This window comes from Mycobacterium sp. AZCC_0083 (assembly GCF_014202335.1).
Taxonomy (GTDB): domain Bacteria; phylum Actinomycetota; class Actinomycetes; order Mycobacteriales; family Mycobacteriaceae; genus Mycobacterium.
Genome location: NZ_JACHGP010000009.1, coordinates 57,370 through 73,911, shown reverse-complemented (window position 1 = coordinate 73,911; position 16,542 = coordinate 57,370). Strand labels below are relative to the sequence as shown.

The window sequence follows — 16,542 nt, the reverse complement described above, 5'->3', positions numbered from 1 at the left end:
TTCAGATCTTCTCGGCGTAGACCGACCATTCGATCTGCGAGGCGGGAAGGTTGCGGCCTGCAGGCCGGACGTAGCGGTCCTTCAGCTCGTCGGGCCCGGCCTGCTCGATCAGCCGCCAGCCGTAGCCCGCGAGGAATTCCTCGACGTCCTCGGGCATCATGCCGAACTTCCATACCTGGCTGCGCACCCGGAACTTCTCGAACAGCACGGGTGCGCCGTACAGGTTGACGCCGTCGATGAAATCGCGTCGCACATAGGTGAAGTCGAGCTTGCTGCCGCTGGCCGCCTGCGCGAGTTGGTCGAACGTGGCCCGTACGGCGTCCGCGGTCAGGTACTGCGTGACGCCCTCCCAGATGAAGAAGGTGGGGGAGTCGACGCGGTAGCCATACGATGCGAGCGTCGCCATCAGGTCGTCGCGCTCGAAGTCAACGGAGACCAGCCGCACCGATGGTGGCACCGCGCCGAACACTCTCGACACGACGGCGCGTTTGCGTGCGATGTTCACCGGCAGGTCGACTTCGAAGACCGGGACGTCGCCATGGCGCGCAAGGCGGTACGGCCTGGTGTCCAGGCCCGCACCGAGGATGACGACGGCGTCCACGCCGGGAAGCGACTCGGCTAGGTTGTCGTCGATGTAGCTCTTGCGGCAGGCCAGGTTCGCCCATAGCCCAGGGCCGGATCGCTCGGAGGCCGCGATGACGGCCCGGCGGACGAGGCGGAATCTGGTGGCGCGCACCAGGGCCCGCAGTGGCTTGGGCAGGAACGACGCCGCGAGGTCGTCGTCGACGAGGCGGCGATCCGGCGGTTCCTGATGTTCGATCGCCGAGAGCACCATCGGCCCGAAAGCCGTCTTGGCTGCTGGATTCCCAGGCACCTCAGCGCTTGTTGACGAAGCCGGCGTCCACCGGCAACGTGACGCCGGTGACGTAACGGCCTGCGTCGGACACCAGGTAGTAGACGGCGTTGGCGATGTCCTCCGGCTCGAGCGCCTGCACCGGCAGCGCGTTGCCCATGTCGGGTCCACCCTGGGTCTCCTGGGCCAGGCCGTCCAGCCAGCTGCGGATGAAGTCGTTGTCGATCATCGGCGTGTTCACTGCCGCCGGATGTATCGAGTTCACCCGGATGCTTTGTGATGCAAGGAGGTTGGCGTACACCCGCATCAGGCCGACGACGCCGTGCTTGGCGGCTGCGTAGCCCATCGACCCGGCCATCGGGGAGGCGAGTCCGACCAGCCCGGCCACCGAGCTGATCAGCACGATCGATCCGCCGTTGCCCGCCTTGATCATTGGCCGCATCGCGACGTCGACGGTTTGGTAGACGCCGGTCAGGTTGACGTCGATCACGTCCTGCCATGCGGTCTCGCCTGCCATGGGTGCGATGCCCGCGTTGGCGACGACGATGTCCAGCCGGCCGCCAAGTTCTTCGACGCCTGCCTTGACCGCGTTCTTCAGCGCCGCCCGGTCCCGCACGTCGGCTTGCGTGGCCACGATGCGCGCACCGGTGTCCTCGACGAGCTTGACCGTGTGGGCCAAGTCGTCGGGGGTGGACATCGGATAGGGAACCGACGCGATCTGGTCACACAGATCGACCGCGATGATGTCGGCGCCCTCGGATGCCAGTTTCACCGCTTCCGCGCGGCCCTGACCGCGGGCCGCGCCGGTGATGAAGGCCGTTTTTCCCTTGAGGGTCCCGTCAGAGCTTCCCATTCTCAGTGCCTACTCGCTTCCTCGCGCAAGCGCTCGTCAGGCACGCAGCTGACCCTTGGCCGGATCGCCCGCGACCACGCGTTGCAAGTATTTGATGTCGGGTGCGCCTGCCAGGTGGTCGCCAATGGCCCCGAACAGCGCGCCGACGGCGGGGGCGGTGCCGTGGACCTTCAGGGCGTCCGCATCGGCCCACTGCTCGACGAAGACGAAGGTGCCGTCCGCCTCGTGCAGCGAGTACAGCTCGCAACCCGGTTCCTGGTGCACCGCCTCGATCGCGCGCGTGCAGGCGTCGCGGACGGTGTCCACGGACTCGGGCTTGGCTGTGAAGGTGGCGACGACGACTACGGGGGCGCTGGACATGGGAACTGGGGACTCCTCGGTGAGTGCGGCTGGACTGATGTCCACCCTACTAATGCGAAGCTTAGCTAGGAAGATTGCAATCGAGCTGTGACCAGTGTGGCTGATGGTGATTCTGGGGCTGTTGCGACTAGGCTTGGGCCCATGGCAAGTAAGACCGCTGCCCGCTCGGGCGCCCGTTCGAGCAGGTCAAAGGCCAGTTCGAAGACTGGAGCCCGCCCGGCCCGGCCCGCGGCCCCGCGCCGCAAGCCCGCGCGCCGCACGTCCCCATCGCCCGCCGCAGGTGCCGGAGCCGCCATCGGCCGCGGCGCAAGGGCCGGCTGGATGATGGTCGCCAAGGGGGCGGGGACTACCGCGCGCTCCGTCGGGCGCGCCCGCGATCTGGAGCCCGGTCACCGCAGGGACGGCATCGCCCTCGGCCTTCTGGGCCTCGCAGTGGTACTGGTGGCCAGTTCCTGGTTCGACGCCGCGCGCCCCGTCGGGGGGTGGATCGACACCGTCGTGCGGGCCGTCATCGGCTCGGCAGTGGCGCTGATGCCGATCCTGCTCATCGTCATTGCCGTCGTCCTGATGCGCACCGAACCGAACCCCGAGGCCCGACCGCGGCTCATCCTCGGCGCGGCGATGATCGGACTGCCAGCACTCGGCCTATGGCATCTGTGGGCCGGTGCGCCGGAGGATCCGGTGGCGCGTCGCGCGGCTGCGGGTTTCGTCGGCTTCGCGCTCGGCGGGCCGCTTTCCGACGGGCTCACGGTCTGGATCGCGACGCCGCTGCTGATCATCGGGGTGCTGTTCGGCGTGCTGTTGATGACCGGAACCACGATCCGCGAGGTGCCGTCGACCCTGCGGGCGCTGTTCGGCACCGGATACCGCGGTGACGACTACGGCAACGACGACTACTACGACGATGACGAGCGGGCGAACGGACAGCCCGATGACTTCTCCGACGGCTATTACGACGAGGGCGATCTCGGCGACGAAGCACAGGCCTGGCCGGTCTCGGGTACGACCGCGGGCACGAGCACGGGCACGCCGTACGACAACTACCCGCTGGAGGACGAGGCCCCGACGGTCCCCGAGCCGACTGCCCGCGTGTCCCGGCGCAAGAAGCCGGCCAAGAAGACGGACACGTTGGTACTGGACCGCATTGTCGACGGGCCCTACCAACTGCCGTCCCTTGACCTGCTCGTCGCAGGCGATCCGCCGAAGCTGCGCAGCGCGGCCAACGACAAGATGGTCGAGGTCATCGGCTCCGTCCTGCAGCAGTTCAAGGTCGACGCCGCCGTCACCGGCTGCACACGAGGGCCGACCGTCACCCGTTACGAGGTCGAGCTGGGCCCTGGCGTCAAGGTCGAGAAGATCACCGCGCTGCAGAAGAACATCGCCTACGCGGTGGCCACGGAGAGCGTGCGCATGCTGGCGCCGATCCCCGGCAAGTCGGCCGTCGGCATCGAGGTGCCCAACACCGATCGCGAGATGGTGCGCCTGTCCGACGTGTTGACCGCCGCGTCCACTCGCCGCGATCACCATCCGCTGGTGATCGGCTTGGGCAAGGACATCGAGGGTGACTTCATTTCGGCCAACCTGGCCAAGATGCCGCATCTCCTGGTGGCCGGGTCGACGGGCTCCGGCAAGTCCAGCTTCGTCAACTCCATGCTGGTGTCGATCCTTGCGCGGGCCACCCCGGAGGAGGTCAGGATGATCCTGATCGACCCGAAGATGGTGGAACTCACGCCGTACGAAGGCATTCCGCACCTCATCACGCCCATCGTCACGCAGCCCAAGAAGGCGGCGGCAGCACTGGCGTGGCTCGTCGAGGAGATGGAACAGCGCTACCAGGACATGCAGGCCAACAAGGTCCGCCACATCGACGACTTCAACAAGAACGTGAAGTCCGGGGTCATCACCGCTCCGCTGGGTAGCGAACGCGTCTACAAGCCGTATCCCTACATCATCGCGATCGTCGACGAGCTGGCCGACCTGATGATGACGGCGCCGCGCGACGTCGAGGACGCGATCGTCCGGATCACCCAGAAGGCCCGTGCCGCGGGTATTCACCTCATCCTGGCCACCCAGCGGCCGTCGGTGGACGTCGTCACCGGTCTGATCAAGACCAACGTGCCGTCCCGGTTGGCATTCGCGACGTCGTCGCTGACCGACAGCCGCGTCATCCTGGATCAGCAGGGCGCCGAGAAGTTGATCGGCATGGGCGATGGCTTGTTCCTACCGATGGGCGCCAACAAGCCGATCCGGTTCCAGGGCGCCTACATCAGCGACGAGGAGATCTATTCCGTCGTCGCCGCATGCAAGGACCAGGCCGAGCCGGAGTACACCGAGGGCGTCACCAAGGCCAAGCCGACCGGCGAGCGCACCGACGTCGACCCCGACATCGGCGACGACATGGACGTCTTCCTGCAGGCCGTCGAGCTGGTGGTGTCGTCGCAGTTCGGCTCCACCTCGATGCTGCAGCGCAAGCTGCGGGTCGGTTTCGCCAAGGCCGGCAGATTGATGGACCTCATGGAGACGCGGCAGATCGTCGGGCCGAGTGAGGGCTCCAAGGCGCGTGAGGTGCTGGTCAAGCCCGACGAGCTGGCTGGAACGCTGATGCTGATCCGCGGCGGCGAGGATCCCGCCGACGACGAGGACTGAGCGACCCGCCGAACGTGATGCCGTTGCAACAACCACTTGACTTTGAGCCGGATTTCTCGCAGCGGTGTCACATTCGGCGCACGCAGCTCTAGCTGAGTGTCACGAGCATCCGGGTGTTACCGAGGATGTTGGGCTTGACGTAGGACAGGTCGAGGAACTCCGCGACGCCGATGTCGTAGGAACGGCACATCTCCTCGTAGACCTCTGCGGTCACCGGGGTGCCGTCGATCTCCTTGAAGCCATGCTTGCCGAAGAACTCGGTCTCGAAGGTCAGTACGAAGATCCGCTCGAGGCGTATTTCCCTTGCCACATCGAGGAGGCGCGCCACGACGGCGTGCCCGACACCGCGTCCGCGCACCTTGGGGTGCGCTGCGATGGTGCGCAGCTCGCCGAGGTCGGCCCACAGGACGTGCAGCGCGCCGCAGCCCACCAGCTCGTCGTCGAGCTCGGCGACCCAGAACTCCTGGACGGACTCGTAGAGGGTGACGAGGTTCTTCTCGAGCAGGATCTTGCCGGCGTACACGTCGACGAGCGCCTTGATGCTGGGGACGTCAGAGGTGCGGGCCCGGCGGACGACCAGCCCATCCGTTTCGGGCGCTGCATTCACGCTGTGAGAATATCGGCTGCCGCAACGGATATTCTGATTCGGTGCCTGGCCCGCCTGATACCGATCCCGTGACTCCGCGTGCCAGTGTCGCGAACGTCGCCAACGTCCTCACCGGTGTACGCATGGCCTTGGTGCCCGTGTTCCTGCTGGCCCTGTTCGCCGGTGATGGCCATGAAACACGTTGGCGCATAATCGCATTCGTCATATTTGCGGCCGCGGTGATTACCGACCGAGTCGACGGCGCGCTGGCCAGAAGCTTCGATCTGGTCACCGAATTCGGCAAGCTCGCCGATCCGATCGCCGACAAGGCGTTGATCGGTGCGGCGTTGATCGGGCTGTCGCTGCTCGGCGATTTGCCGTGGTGGGTGACGATTGTGATCCTGGTGCGTGAGATCGGCGTCACCATTTTGCGTTTCGCCGTGTTGCGGCGCGGCGTCATTCCGGCCAGCCGCGGCGGAAAGCTCAAGACGCTGGTGCAGGCGCTGGCGATCGGACTGTTCGTGCTTCCGCTGTCCGGTGCCTGGCTGACCGGCGCGTGGGTGTTGATGTGGGCCGCTGTCGTGTTGACCGTGGTCACGGGCCTGGACTACGTCGTCTCGGCACTCAGGGATGGACGTCGCCGACCCGCCGCGGCGTGACCTGGGTGGGTCCGGGAACCATTTGCAAGCACGCGGGCGTTCAGCTGTTAGTGACCGGCCGACGAAGGAGAGCACGATGACGGCACTGCTACGCGAAGTGATCGGCGACGTGCTGCGTCACGCCCGCACCGAGCAGGGACGCACCCTCCGGGAGGTGTCCGACGACGCCAGAGTCAGCCTCGGATATCTGTCCGAGGTCGAGCGCGGCCGCAAGGAGGCGTCCAGCGAACTGCTGAGCGCCATCTGCGGTGCTCTCGAGGTTCCGCTGTCGCGGGTGCTGTCGGAGGCCGGTGAGGAACTCGCCCGCCACGAACGGATCCCGGCGAAGCCGGCCGCCGTAGGCACGACGAACATCGACGTCACGACCAAGGTGGTCATCCCCCAGGTCGTCACGATGGCGGTGGCCTAGCTTTCAGGGCCCCTTGGTTCTCCACGAGTGGCTGCGAACCCGATAAGTTGGGCAGTAGCTGTATGCACATCAGCCCGTCCCCGGCAGGCGCAGTAAACGACACGAAGGCGGAAACGTTCCCATGGCCAACCCGTTCGTCAAGGCGTGGAAATACCTCATGGCGCTGTTCAGCTCCAAGGTCGACCAGTACGCGGACCCGAAGGTGCAGATCCAGCAGGCCATCGAGGACGCACAGCGGCAACACCAGGCGCTGACCCAGCAGGCAGCGCAGGTGATCGGCAATCAGCGTCAGCTGGAGATGCGGCTGAACCGTCAGCTCGCCGACATCGAGAAGCTCCAGGTCAACGTCCGCCAGGCGCTCACGCTCGCCGACCAGGTCACCGCGTCGGGCGATGCGGCCAAGGCCACCGAGTACAACAACGCCGCGGAGGCGTTCGCTGCGCAACTGGTGACCGCCGAGCAGAGCGTCGAGGATCTCAAGGCGTTGCACGACCAGGCGCTGCAGGCCGCAGGCCAGGCCAAGAAGGCGGTCGAGCAGAACGCGATGATGCTGCAGCAGAAGATCGCCGAGCGCAGCAAGCTGCTCAGCCAGCTGGAGCAGGCAAAGATGCAGGAGCAGGTCAGCGCCTCGCTGCAGTCGATGAGCGAGCTGGCCGCACCGGGCACCACCCCCAGCCTCGACGAGGTGCGCCAGAAGATCGAAAGCCGCTACGCCAACGCCATGGGTGCCGCCGAGCTCGCGCAGAACTCGGTGCAGGGCCGGATGATGGAAGTGCAGCAGGCCAGCGTTCAGATGGCCGGGCACTCGCGGCTCGAGCAGATCCGCGCCTCGATGCGCGGTGACGCGTTGCCCGCCGGCGGCGCGACCGCCGCCCCGACCGCCACGCCAGCAGCCAGCCCGCCCGCCGCGGCGCCGGAAAACCCACTGTCGCAATAGGTTCAGGAGCATGACGATGAGTTCGCGGACGGGACGAGTGGAGGCGTGGCGCACGCTCGCGCAGCGCGGCGTCGACACCGCCGCGGAATTCTCCGACCTCCTCGCGGACAAGCTCGGCGCCGCCGCTGATCCGCGGGCGAAGCTGCTGCGCCGACGCCGCCGGGCGTTCCGCCTCGGGCTGTTCTTCACCGTCGCGACGGGCTTCTGGATCGTCGTGACGGCCGTCCTGGCGTCGTGGAGCACACCGGCGTGGGCGCTACCCATCCCCGGCGGCATCGGCGTCGGCGCGGCCTTCCTTGCGACGCTGTGCTTCCTGCGGTACCGGTGGCTGAAGGCCGAACCGTTGCCGCCGCAGCGCTCGGTGCGCCGGCTCCCGCCGTGGGGTTCGGCGGCCCGTCAGCCGATGGCGGCGCTGACGTCGGCCGAGCGCGGCATGTTCTCCTTGCTCGGCGTGATGCAGCGCGGCCGGATGCTGCCGGACGACGAGCTGCGCGAGGTGACCTTGGCGGCCAATCAGACCGCGGCCACCATGGCGGCTACCGCCACCGACCTGGTGTCGATGGAGCGGGCCGCGGGCGCGTCGCCGCAGTCCCGTGCGCACCTGACGCCCACCATCCGCGCGTTCAGCGCACAGCTGGAGACCGGTGTACGGCAGTACAACGAAATGGTCACCGCCGCAGCGCAATTGGTCTCAGCCGCGAACAGCGGAACGATGTCGAGTTCGCCGATGTCCGCCCAGCGCTACCGCCACGAGCTGGGTACCGCGACCGACCGGCTGAACGGCTGGGCGCAGGCGTTCGACGAGCTCGGCCACCTGCGCGGCGCCTGACGGCTCAGACGTCGTGGCTGCTCGGCGGCCCCGATCGCGGTCCGTACTTTGCGATGTAGGCGTCGTGCACGTGGGCGTTGCGCTGGCGGGCGACGTAGTCGACGAGGCCGGGATCCAACCCGTGCTTGCGCAACATGTGCCGCCGCCACACCTTGTTCAGTGCGTGCGAGAAGAACACGAACGGGATCAGGATCGGCAACGTCGTGGACATGTGCAGGTACAGCGACATCGGGATGATCCAGAACGGCGCGAGGAGCAGCACCGCCGGAATGAACACCCGGACCATCATGCGGACCGTTGCGCCCTCGCCAGCCAGGTCGTCGGCGACCCACTGCTTCATCGAATTGGGCAGGCGCCGGCCGTAGCAGTACGTGACGTATTGCCAGGCATTCGGCTTGGTGCGCGCGGTCTCGCTCATGCCGTGCCGGTCACAACGTCGCGCGCAGGGATGGAATGACCGTCCCGGCGATCCCGCGCAGGATCGCCTTGGTGAAGTCGTAGAAGTCGAAGTAGTCGCGCCACAGCGTGATCTGCCCGTCGTGGACCTCGAACACGCCGCACACCCAAAACTGCATGCGCAACGGTCCAAGGACGATGGCGTCGGTGCGCTCGTTCAGCACGGTGGCGCCGTCGGCCACGTTGCGATGGAACTTCACCTCGAAGCCCATCCGGCCTTCCATGCCCCGGAGCAGCTTTTTCACGCGGGCTCCGCCACGGATCGTGGGCAATCCGACGTTCTGGTAGACGATGTCGTCGGCAATCAGGGCATCCACCGCGGCGAAGTCCTGGTCCTGCAGCGAGTTGAGGAACGTCTCGACGATGACGGCGTTCTGCTCGCTCGTCTCGGTCGATGTCTGCTCTGTCATGACGGCCAGCCTAATCTCCTGCCCGTCGCCGCGTGTCTGCGCTGTGGCTAGGGTGGGCCGATGCGCGTCGTGGTGGTCGCCGGACCCGACCCCGGGCACGCATTTCCCGCGCTGGCGCTATGCCAGAAGTTCCTGGCAGCCGGCGACATCCCTACGCTGCTCACGGGTATCGAGTGGCTCGACACCGCCCGCGCTGCCGGTGTCGATGCCGCGGAACTCGTCGGGCTGGATCCGACGGACGATGACGACGACGAAGACTCAGGGGCGAAGATCCACCGGCGGGGCGCCCGGATGGCCGTCCTCAACCTGCCGGGCCTCAAGGCCCTGGCACCGGATCTGATCGTGTCCGACGTGATCACCACCTGTGGCGGGCTGGCCGCCGAGCTGCTCGGCGTGCCGTGGGTCGAGCTGAGCCCTCACCCGCTGTACCTGCCGTCCAAGGGGTTGCCGCCGGTGGGCAGCGGGTTGGCGCCGGGCCGGGGTCTGCGCGGTCGGCTGCGCGACGCGGTGTTCCGGGCGCTGAGCGCGCGTTCGGTGCGCAAAGGGGTTCAACAGCGCACCGCCGCGCGAGCCGAGATCGGTCTGCCCGCGGCCGACCTCGGCCCGCTGCGTCGCCTGATCGCGACGCTGCCCGCCCTTGAGGTGCCGCGACCCGATTGGCCGGCCGAGGCCGTGGTGGTCGGCCCTCTGCACTTCGAACCGACGTCGGCAGTGCTCGACGTCCCCGATGGCGACGGGCCCGTGGTCGTGGTCGCGCCGTCGACGGCGACGACCGGCATGGCTGGCCTTGCCGAACTGGCACTGCAGACGTTGATACCTGGCAGCACGCTGCCCGAGGGATCGCGGGTGATGGTGTCGAGGCTGGGCGGCGCCGACGTGGAGGTGCCGACGTGGGCGACGGTCGGGCTGGGCCGTCAGGACGTGCTCCTGACGCGCGCGGATCTGGTGATTTGCGGCGGCGGGCACGGCATGGTGTCCAAGACACTGCAGGCAGGCGTGCCGATGGTGGTGGTGCCCGGAGGGGGCGACCAGTGGGAGATCGCCAATCGCATTGTGCGGCAAGGGAGTGCGGTTCTGGTCCGGCCGCTCACCGGTGAGGCGTTGGCCGCCGCGGTGGGCGAGGTGATCGGGTCGCCCCGGTTCCGGGACGCCGCTCGCCGCGCCGTCGACGACGTTCGCGGGGTCGCCGATCCGGTACGGGTGTGCCATGAAGCACTGGCACCGTCGGCGTAGGTTGGTCGCGTGCGGCTGACGGAATTCCGCGAACTGGTCGAGGGTCGGTTCGGTCGAGTACGGGGCGGGTCGATGCTCGTCGACCACGTGTTGAGCGGCTTCGGTGGACGCACCGCGGTGCAGGCCATCGACGAGGGGGTCGATCCCCGCGAGGTGTGGCGCGCGCTCTGCGCCGACTTCGACGTGCCCCGCGACCAGTGGTGATCCGTCGGGTTCGGATAGGGACGAACGCTTCGGGTTAGCGCTATTTCATTCGCCTGTCCTCCCCGCGCGGCGTGTCAACTTGAATCGAACACGTGTTCGTCTACTGTGGGCATTGTTCGACGGCGAAACGCTGGTCAGGCCCACTTGTCGGTGGGGACCCCTAACGTCACGGCCAACTGATCGAACACCGATCAACCGAACACCTGGACTTACCAAGAGGGATGGAGACACACACCATGGCACAAGCCCCCGATCGCGAGAAGGCCCTCGAGCTTGCACTCGCTCAAATCGAGAAGAGTCACGGCAAAGGTTCGGTGATGCGACTCGGCGACGAGGTGCGTGCGCCGATCTCTGTCATCCCGACCGGGTCGATCGCCCTTGACGTGGCGCTCGGCATCGGCGGGCTGCCCCGCGGCCGAGTGGTCGAGATCTACGGCCCGGAATCCTCGGGTAAGACCACCGTCGCGCTGCACGCGGTGGCCAATGCCCAGGCCGCAGGCGGCATCGCGGCCTTCATCGACGCCGAGCACGCGCTGGATCCCGACTACGCCAAGAAGCTGGGCGTGGACACCGACTCGCTGCTGGTCTCTCAGCCGGACACCGGCGAGCAGGCACTCGAGATCGCCGACATGCTGATCCGGTCCGGCGCCCTGGACATCCTGGTCATCGACTCGGTGGCTGCCCTGGTGCCGCGTGCGGAGATCGAGGGCGAGATGGGCGACAGCCACGTCGGCCTGCAGGCCCGGCTGATGAGCCAGGCGCTCCGCAAGATCACCGGTGCGCTGAGCAACTCGAATACCACCGCGATCTTCATCAACCAGCTTCGCGAGAAGATCGGCGTCATGTTCGGCTCGCCCGAAACGACGACGGGCGGAAAGGCGTTGAAGTTCTACGCCTCCATCCGCCTGGACGTGCGACGCATCGAGACGCTCAAGGACGGCACCGACGCGGTCGGCAACCGGACCCGCTGCAAGGTCGTCAAGAACAAGATGGCACCGCCGTTCAAGCAGGCCGAGTTCGACATCCTGTACGGCAAGGGCATCTCCAAGGAGGGCTCGCTCATCGACATGGGTGTCGAGCACGGCTTCGTCCGCAAGTCCGGTTCCTGGTTCACCTACGAGGGTGAGCAGCTGGGCCAGGGCAAGGAGAACGCCCGCAACTTCCTGATCGAGAACCCCGATACGGCCGCAGAGATCGAGAAGAAGATCAAGGAAAAGCTCGGCATCGGTGCCGTGCTGACCGATGAGCCCGTCAATGTCGAACCCCTGCCCGCTCCCGTCGACTTCTGAGTCGCCGCAAGCGGATTCGGGTTCCCGCGAAGAGCAGGCGCGGGCCTTGTGCCTGCGCCTGCTCACCGCGCGGGCGCGAACCCGGGCCGAGCTGGCAGGGCAGCTGACGAAGCGGGGCTACCCCGATGACGTCAGCGCCGCGGTCCTGGACCGGCTGGCCGACGTCGGTCTCGTCGACGACGAGGACTTCGCCGAGCAGTGGGTGCGCTCCCGGCACGTCAACGCCGGAAAGGGCAAGCGGGCCTTGGCTTCGGAGCTGCGGACCAAGGGCATCGACGACGAGGTGATCGCGGTCGTATTGGCCGACATCGACGCCGACGCCGAACGGGTCCGGGCCGAGCAGCTGGTCGCCGACAAGCTGCGTCGCGAGCGCCTTACCGACGGCACCGACGACGTCAAGGTGGCGCGCAGACTGGTGAGCATGCTGGCCCGTCGGGGCTACCACCAATCGATGGCGTTCGACGTGGTCAAGGTGGCGTTGGCCAGCGAGCGGGAACGCAGGCGGGTGTAGCGACTTGGTTGCAGATCAGGGTTTCTGGTTGGTGGCCGAGTCCTTCTGAGGCGCCTTGTCCTTCTGGGGTGCGCTGTCTTTCTGATGCGCGTTGCCGGTGTCGCCCTTGTCTTCAGGTGCCGCATCGGGCTTGGAGCGTGCTTCATCAGCGCCACCCTTGTTGGCCTGCGTCACGCCGTCGCGATCCGTGGTGGCGCTTCTGACTCCGCCTTGAGCGCTGACTGTCGAATCCGTGACGGTGTCAGGTGCCTCGACGGCCTCGACCACCGATATTGCCGGCTTCTTCGGCTGCTCCGTCATGGGGTTCTCGGCGGTGGAGGCGACTTTCGTCGAACCCTTCGCGGTGTCGACGACCCCGTCGTCGGACCGCCGTTCGGTCGCTGCCTGCGACGTGGTCTGGCGCGTGGATGCCGGCGCGGCTCCGACCGAGACGGGCTCCGCGCTGGCGGGCTCGGCCTGCGTCGACGCTGCCGTCAGGCCTGCGGCCACCGAGGTCACCAACTGCCCGACGACGCCTGCCGCGAAGGCCGCGAAGGCGATGGTGGTGCTACTGACGGTGGCCATGACGTCTCGTATCACCTTCGACAGGAAGTCGAGCTGGAAGTTCACGTACTCCGTTGCGAAACCGACCAATTCGCGGCCCGCGTCGATTTCGACGTCGGCGAAGGTCTGCAGGGCCCGGCCGACCGCGACGGGAAGGGGTGTGCCGTTCTGGATGTCTTGTAGCAGGGTCCCGGGTATCGGGATCTGGCGGGCGACGAGCTGCGCCCCGGTCACGACGAAATCCGTGACGAAGCCGACGTGGAAGCCCACCTGTTGACCCACCAGATCGAACGGCTGAATCGATGCCACCGTCGTTGGCGCTGCCAGCGGTTGAGTGAGCGCCGCCAGTGCGACGGGCGGCGGTTCAGGCCGGGTGGGGGGCGGGGCGACGGGCGCGACGACCAGGGTGCTGGCCCCGAGCACCGCAACTCCAGACGTCAGGCACGAACGAATGATCCCAATCATGGCAACTCCCCATTGAGTGCGTCAGCTGGTCATCCGGTCACGCGCGATATCGCGCGAACCACTTAGGACACGAACCGGGAGCGCGCCGGGTTCAACGCTCCGGGGTCAGATGGTGCCGCCGGCGCCTGCGCCGAACGAACCCTGCGTGACCGGTGCGTCCGCGTGGAGCGGTTCCGGACCACGCTTCGACCGTCGTAGCCTGCGCTCCACCCGTGTCGCGAAACTCGACAGCGTGAAGTTGACGGCGATCATCAACAACGCGACGACGGTCAGCGCAGGGATGTAGTTGCTGTATGCAGCACCGACGTTGGTGCCCTGCCGGACCATCTCGAGGAACGTGATCTGGTAGCCGATTGCGGTGTCCTTGAGCACGACCACCAGCTGCGAGATCAGCACCGGCAGCATCGACGTGACCGCCTGCGGCAGCAGGATGGCCCGCATGGTCTGGCCCCAGCGAAGGCCGAGCGCGGACGCGGCCTCCGCCTGTCCCTTCGGCAAGGCGTTGACGCCCGACCTGACGATCTCGGCGATCACCGCACCGTTGTAGAGCGTGAGGCCGGTGATCACGCCGGCGAGTGCAAGGTACTTCGACGGGACGACGTCGTACTGCGCGTAGAGGAAGTAGGCGAAGATCATCATGATCAGCACGGGCACCGCGCGGAAGAACTCCACGAACACCGCACAGAACCAACTGATCACCGGTTGATGGGACAGTCTGCCGACGCCGAGGAGGAAGCCGAGCACTAGCGCAAGCACGATCGACACCGCGGCGGCGGTCAGCGTGCCCTGGATGCCCGGCAGCAGATAGGTCTTCCACAGGTTGGCGGTGAGGAACGGCTCCCACTTCGCGGCCGTCAGTTGGCCCTTGGCCTCGAACTTCGAGTACACCACCCAGAGCGCCAGCAGGGTCAGGACCACCGCCACCACACTGATGATGCGGTTGCGGATCAGCGCCCGCGGTCCTGGTGCGTCGAACAGAACCGATGACCCGGTCATCTCGCCACCGCCAGCCGTTTGCCGAGCCAACCGAACAACAACCCCATCGGCAACGTCAGGACGACGAACCCGGCGGCGAAGATACCGCTGATCAGCAGCAGAGCGGCCTGGTTCTCGACCATCGCCTTCATCAACAGCGCCGCCTCCGCCACCCCGATGGCCGAGGCGATCGTGGTGTTCTTCGTCAACGCGATCAGCACCGAACCGAGCGGAATCAACACCGAACGAAAGGCCTGTGGCAGCAGCACGATTCGCAGGTTCTGGCTGAACGTAAAGCCCAGCGATCGCGCCGCCTCCGCCTGCCCGAGCGGAACGGTGTTGACGCCCGATCGAACCGTCTCGCACACGAATGCCGCCGTGTAGACCGACAACCCCAGCACCGCGAGCCGGAAGTTGCTGTCGTCGATCGACGTCGGCGAATTCCTGTCCACCAGCGTGATCCCCAGCGTCCCTGCCAGACCAAACGAACAGAACAGCAGGATCAGGGTCAGCGGCGTGTTGCGCACCACGTTGACGTAGGCCGTACCGAGCCAGGCGAGCATCGGCACCGGCGATAGCCGCATCGCGGCCAGCAGGGTGCCAAGAATGAGCGCCCCGATCGCCGACAGGAACGTCAGCTGGATCGTGGTCCAGAACGCCCCGACGAGGTCGTAGGCGTTGTCACCGAAGTGCAACACGTCAGTGCGGCTCGTTTACTCGTCGGCTACTTGTCGACCGTCGGCGGCGTCGGCGCCGTGATGCCCGCGGGTCCGAGGTTCTTGTCGAACGCCGTCTTCCAGGCGCCGTCCTTCTCCATCTTGGTGATGGCGTCGTTGATCTTGGTCTTCAGTTCGGTATCGCCCTTCTTGAGGCCGATGCCGTAGCGCTCCTCCGAGAACGTCCCGCCGACCACCTTGAACGTCCCGGGGCTCTGCGCCGCGTAGCCGGCCAGGATCACTTCGTCGGTGGTCACCGCGTCGACTGCGCCGTTCTTCAGCGCCTCGACACAGGCCGAATAGGTGTCGTACTGCTGCAGCTGCACGCCGGGGTACTTGTCCTTGATGCGCTGCGCGGGCGTCGAACCCGAAACGGAGCACAACTTCTTGTTGTTCTGCAGTGACTCGGCGCCGGTGATGTCGGTGTTGTCCGCCTTGACCAACAGGCTCTGGCCGGTGATCAGGTAGGGCCCGGCGAAGTCGACCTTCTCCTTGCGGGCGTCGGTGATCGAGTAGGTGGCCGCGATGAACTTGACCTGATCGTTCTGGATCAGCGTCTCACGCTGCCCCGACGGCGATTCCTTCCACTCGATCTTGTCCTCGGCGAAGCCCAGCTCCTTGGCGACGTACTTCGCGACGTCGACGTCGAAGCCACTCATCGTGCCGTCCGGGTTCTTCAGTCCAAGACCCGGCTGGTCGAACTTGGTTCCGATGACGATCGTGTCGCCGCCGCCACCGCTGCCTCCGCCGCCACAGGCGGCCAGCGAGAACGGCATTGCGACGGCGAGCGCCACGGCGGCGAATCGTAGGGCGGATTTGGTGCGTGAAGGCCTGGCAGAAGGCACAGTCGTTTCCTTTCGACGGGACATCAGTGGTTGAGGATCTTGCCGAGGAAGTCCTTGGCGCGGTCGGATTTCGGATTGGAGAAGAAGTCTTCTGGTGCCGCGTGCTCGACGATTGCCCCGTCGGCCATGAACACGACGCGGTGGGCGGCACCCCGTGCAAAGCCCATTTCGTGAGTCACCACCAGCATGGTCATCCCGTCCGCGGCGAGGCCCGTCATCACGTTCAGCACCTCGCTGATCATCTCGGGGTCCAGTGCGCTGGTCGGCTCGTCGAACAGCATCACCTTCGGGTTCATCGCGAGTGACCGGGCGATCGCCACCCGCTGCTGCTGGCCGCCGGAGAGCTGAGCCGGATACTTGTCGGCCTGGTTGGCGACGCCGACGCGCTCCAACAACTCCATGGCCTTCTCGCGGGCCTTGTCCTTGGCGACCTTGCGTACCTTGACCGGCGCCAGCGTGACGTTATCCACGATCGTCTTGTGCGCGAACAGATTGAACGACTGGAACACCATCCCGACGTCGGATCGCAGCTGCGCGAGCTTGCGTCCCTCGGCCGGCAGCACCTCACCGTCGATCGCGATGGTGCCGGAGTCGATGGTCTCGAGGCGATTGATGGTGCGGCACAACGTCGACTTGCCGGACCCGGACGGCCCAAGCACGACGATGACCTGCCCGCGGTCCACCGTCAGGTTGATGTCCTTGAGCACGTGCAAGCTGCCGAAGTGCTTGTTGACGCCCTGGATTGAGACCATCGGACCGGCAT

Annotated in this window: 20 protein-coding genes; 9 read left to right on the top strand and 11 right to left on the bottom strand. The window is 66.7% G+C overall.

Annotated elements, in window-relative coordinates:
• Position 1 precedes the first annotated feature (1 nt).
• From HNP02_RS22475 to HNP02_RS22465, 3 genes are read right to left on the bottom strand one after another with little or no spacing between them, the layout of a single operon-like run.
• Entirely contained in the window at positions 2-874 is an 873-nt protein-coding gene (locus HNP02_RS22475; protein ID WP_184442702.1) for an SAM-dependent methyltransferase, read from the bottom strand.
• 1 nt (position 875) lies between these two features.
• Complete coding sequence (locus tag HNP02_RS22470) at positions 876-1,706, bottom strand: mycofactocin-coupled SDR family oxidoreductase (RefSeq protein WP_184442701.1); 831 nt, start codon at positions 1,704-1,706, stop codon at positions 876-878.
• A gap of 36 nt (positions 1,707-1,742) precedes the next feature.
• Positions 1,743-2,066 carry a putative quinol monooxygenase gene (locus HNP02_RS22465; protein ID WP_184442984.1) on the bottom strand — a complete coding sequence of 108 codons (324 nt, stop codon included), beginning with the start codon at positions 2,064-2,066 and terminating at the stop codon, positions 1,743-1,745.
• 141 nt (positions 2,067-2,207) lie between these two features.
• Here HNP02_RS22465 and HNP02_RS22460 point away from each other — a divergent pair, with 141 nt between their 5' ends.
• Positions 2,208-4,712 (top strand): DNA translocase FtsK, encoded by a 2,505-nt coding sequence (locus HNP02_RS22460; RefSeq protein WP_184442700.1) that lies wholly within the window; start codon positions 2,208-2,210, stop codon positions 4,710-4,712.
• Between the two features lie 88 nt (positions 4,713-4,800).
• Here the strand turns inward: HNP02_RS22460 and HNP02_RS22455 are convergent, their stop codons facing one another.
• Positions 4,801-5,319 carry an amino-acid N-acetyltransferase gene (locus HNP02_RS22455; protein WP_184442699.1) on the bottom strand — a complete coding sequence of 173 codons (519 nt, stop codon included), beginning with the start codon at positions 5,317-5,319 and terminating at the stop codon, positions 4,801-4,803.
• Positions 5,320-5,360: 41 nt separating this feature from the next.
• Here HNP02_RS22455 and pgsA point away from each other — a divergent pair, with 41 nt between their 5' ends.
• From pgsA to HNP02_RS22435, 4 genes are all read left to right on the top strand, one after another.
• Entirely contained in the window at positions 5,361-5,957 is a 597-nt protein-coding gene (gene pgsA / locus HNP02_RS22450; protein WP_184442698.1) for a CDP-diacylglycerol--glycerol-3-phosphate 3-phosphatidyltransferase, read from the top strand.
• 76 nt (positions 5,958-6,033) lie between these two features.
• The gene (gene clgR / locus HNP02_RS22445) at positions 6,034-6,366 is read left to right on the top strand and encodes a transcriptional regulator ClgR (protein WP_184442697.1); all 333 of its coding nucleotides are present in this window, start codon (positions 6,034-6,036) and stop codon (positions 6,364-6,366) included.
• 121 nt (positions 6,367-6,487) lie between these two features.
• Entirely contained in the window at positions 6,488-7,303 is an 816-nt protein-coding gene (pspA, locus tag HNP02_RS22440; RefSeq protein WP_184442696.1) for a phage shock protein PspA, read from the top strand.
• A gap of 16 nt (positions 7,304-7,319) precedes the next feature.
• Positions 7,320-8,132 carry a hypothetical protein gene (locus HNP02_RS22435; protein WP_184442695.1) on the top strand — a complete coding sequence of 271 codons (813 nt, stop codon included), beginning with the start codon at positions 7,320-7,322 and terminating at the stop codon, positions 8,130-8,132.
• 4 nt (positions 8,133-8,136) lie between these two features.
• On the opposite strand, the gene HNP02_RS22430 is transcribed toward HNP02_RS22435, so the two are convergent.
• Positions 8,137-8,550, bottom strand: coding sequence for a DUF5313 domain-containing protein (locus HNP02_RS22430; RefSeq protein ID WP_184442694.1), 414 nt, complete (start codon positions 8,548-8,550; stop codon positions 8,137-8,139).
• Positions 8,551-8,560: 10 nt separating this feature from the next.
• Positions 8,561-8,998 carry a limonene-1,2-epoxide hydrolase family protein gene (locus HNP02_RS22425; protein WP_304611008.1) on the bottom strand — a complete coding sequence of 146 codons (438 nt, stop codon included), beginning with the start codon at positions 8,996-8,998 and terminating at the stop codon, positions 8,561-8,563.
• A gap of 60 nt (positions 8,999-9,058) precedes the next feature.
• Between HNP02_RS22425 and HNP02_RS22420 the strand changes: the two genes are divergently transcribed.
• The 4 genes from HNP02_RS22420 (at position 9,059) to recX (ending at position 12,235) form a co-directional block, all read left to right on the top strand.
• Positions 9,059-10,231, top strand: a complete 1,173-nt coding sequence (locus HNP02_RS22420) for a glycosyltransferase (protein WP_184442693.1) — start codon at positions 9,059-9,061, stop codon at positions 10,229-10,231.
• A 9-nt stretch (positions 10,232-10,240) separates the two neighbouring features.
• The gene (locus HNP02_RS22415; protein ID WP_184442692.1) at positions 10,241-10,435 is read left to right on the top strand and encodes a DUF3046 domain-containing protein; all 195 of its coding nucleotides are present in this window, start codon (positions 10,241-10,243) and stop codon (positions 10,433-10,435) included.
• A 236-nt stretch (positions 10,436-10,671) separates the two neighbouring features.
• Positions 10,672-11,724, top strand: a complete 1,053-nt coding sequence (gene recA, locus HNP02_RS22410) for a recombinase RecA (protein ID WP_184442691.1) — start codon at positions 10,672-10,674, stop codon at positions 11,722-11,724.
• Positions 11,690-12,235, top strand: a complete 546-nt coding sequence (gene recX, locus HNP02_RS22405; protein ID WP_184442690.1) for a recombination regulator RecX — start codon at positions 11,690-11,692, stop codon at positions 12,233-12,235. Before recA ends, recX begins: the two co-directional genes overlap by 35 nt.
• 15 nt (positions 12,236-12,250) lie before the next feature.
• On the opposite strand, the gene HNP02_RS22400 is transcribed toward recX, so the two are convergent.
• The 5 genes from HNP02_RS22400 to HNP02_RS22380 all read right to left on the bottom strand — a co-directional run bounded on the left by HNP02_RS22400 (position 12,251) and on the right by HNP02_RS22380 (position 16,531).
• Positions 12,251-13,243, bottom strand: coding sequence for a hypothetical protein (locus HNP02_RS22400; RefSeq protein WP_184442689.1), 993 nt, complete (start codon positions 13,241-13,243; stop codon positions 12,251-12,253).
• Between the two features lie 105 nt (positions 13,244-13,348).
• On the bottom strand, positions 13,349-14,239 hold the full coding sequence (locus HNP02_RS22395) for an amino acid ABC transporter permease (RefSeq protein WP_184442688.1): 891 nt from the start codon (positions 14,237-14,239) through the stop codon (positions 13,349-13,351).
• The gene (locus tag HNP02_RS22390; RefSeq protein ID WP_184442687.1) at positions 14,236-14,916 is read right to left on the bottom strand and encodes an amino acid ABC transporter permease; all 681 of its coding nucleotides are present in this window, start codon (positions 14,914-14,916) and stop codon (positions 14,236-14,238) included. Before HNP02_RS22390 ends, HNP02_RS22395 begins: the two co-directional genes overlap by 4 nt.
• A gap of 26 nt (positions 14,917-14,942) precedes the next feature.
• Positions 14,943-15,710: a glutamate ABC transporter substrate-binding protein gene (locus HNP02_RS22385; RefSeq protein ID WP_255506856.1), complete on the bottom strand. Its 768-nt coding sequence runs from the start codon at positions 15,708-15,710 to the stop codon at positions 14,943-14,945.
• A 92-nt stretch (positions 15,711-15,802) separates the two neighbouring features.
• On the bottom strand, positions 15,803-16,531 hold the full coding sequence (locus tag HNP02_RS22380) for an amino acid ABC transporter ATP-binding protein (protein ID WP_184442982.1): 729 nt from the start codon (positions 16,529-16,531) through the stop codon (positions 15,803-15,805).
• Positions 16,532-16,542: the final 11 nt, after the last annotated feature.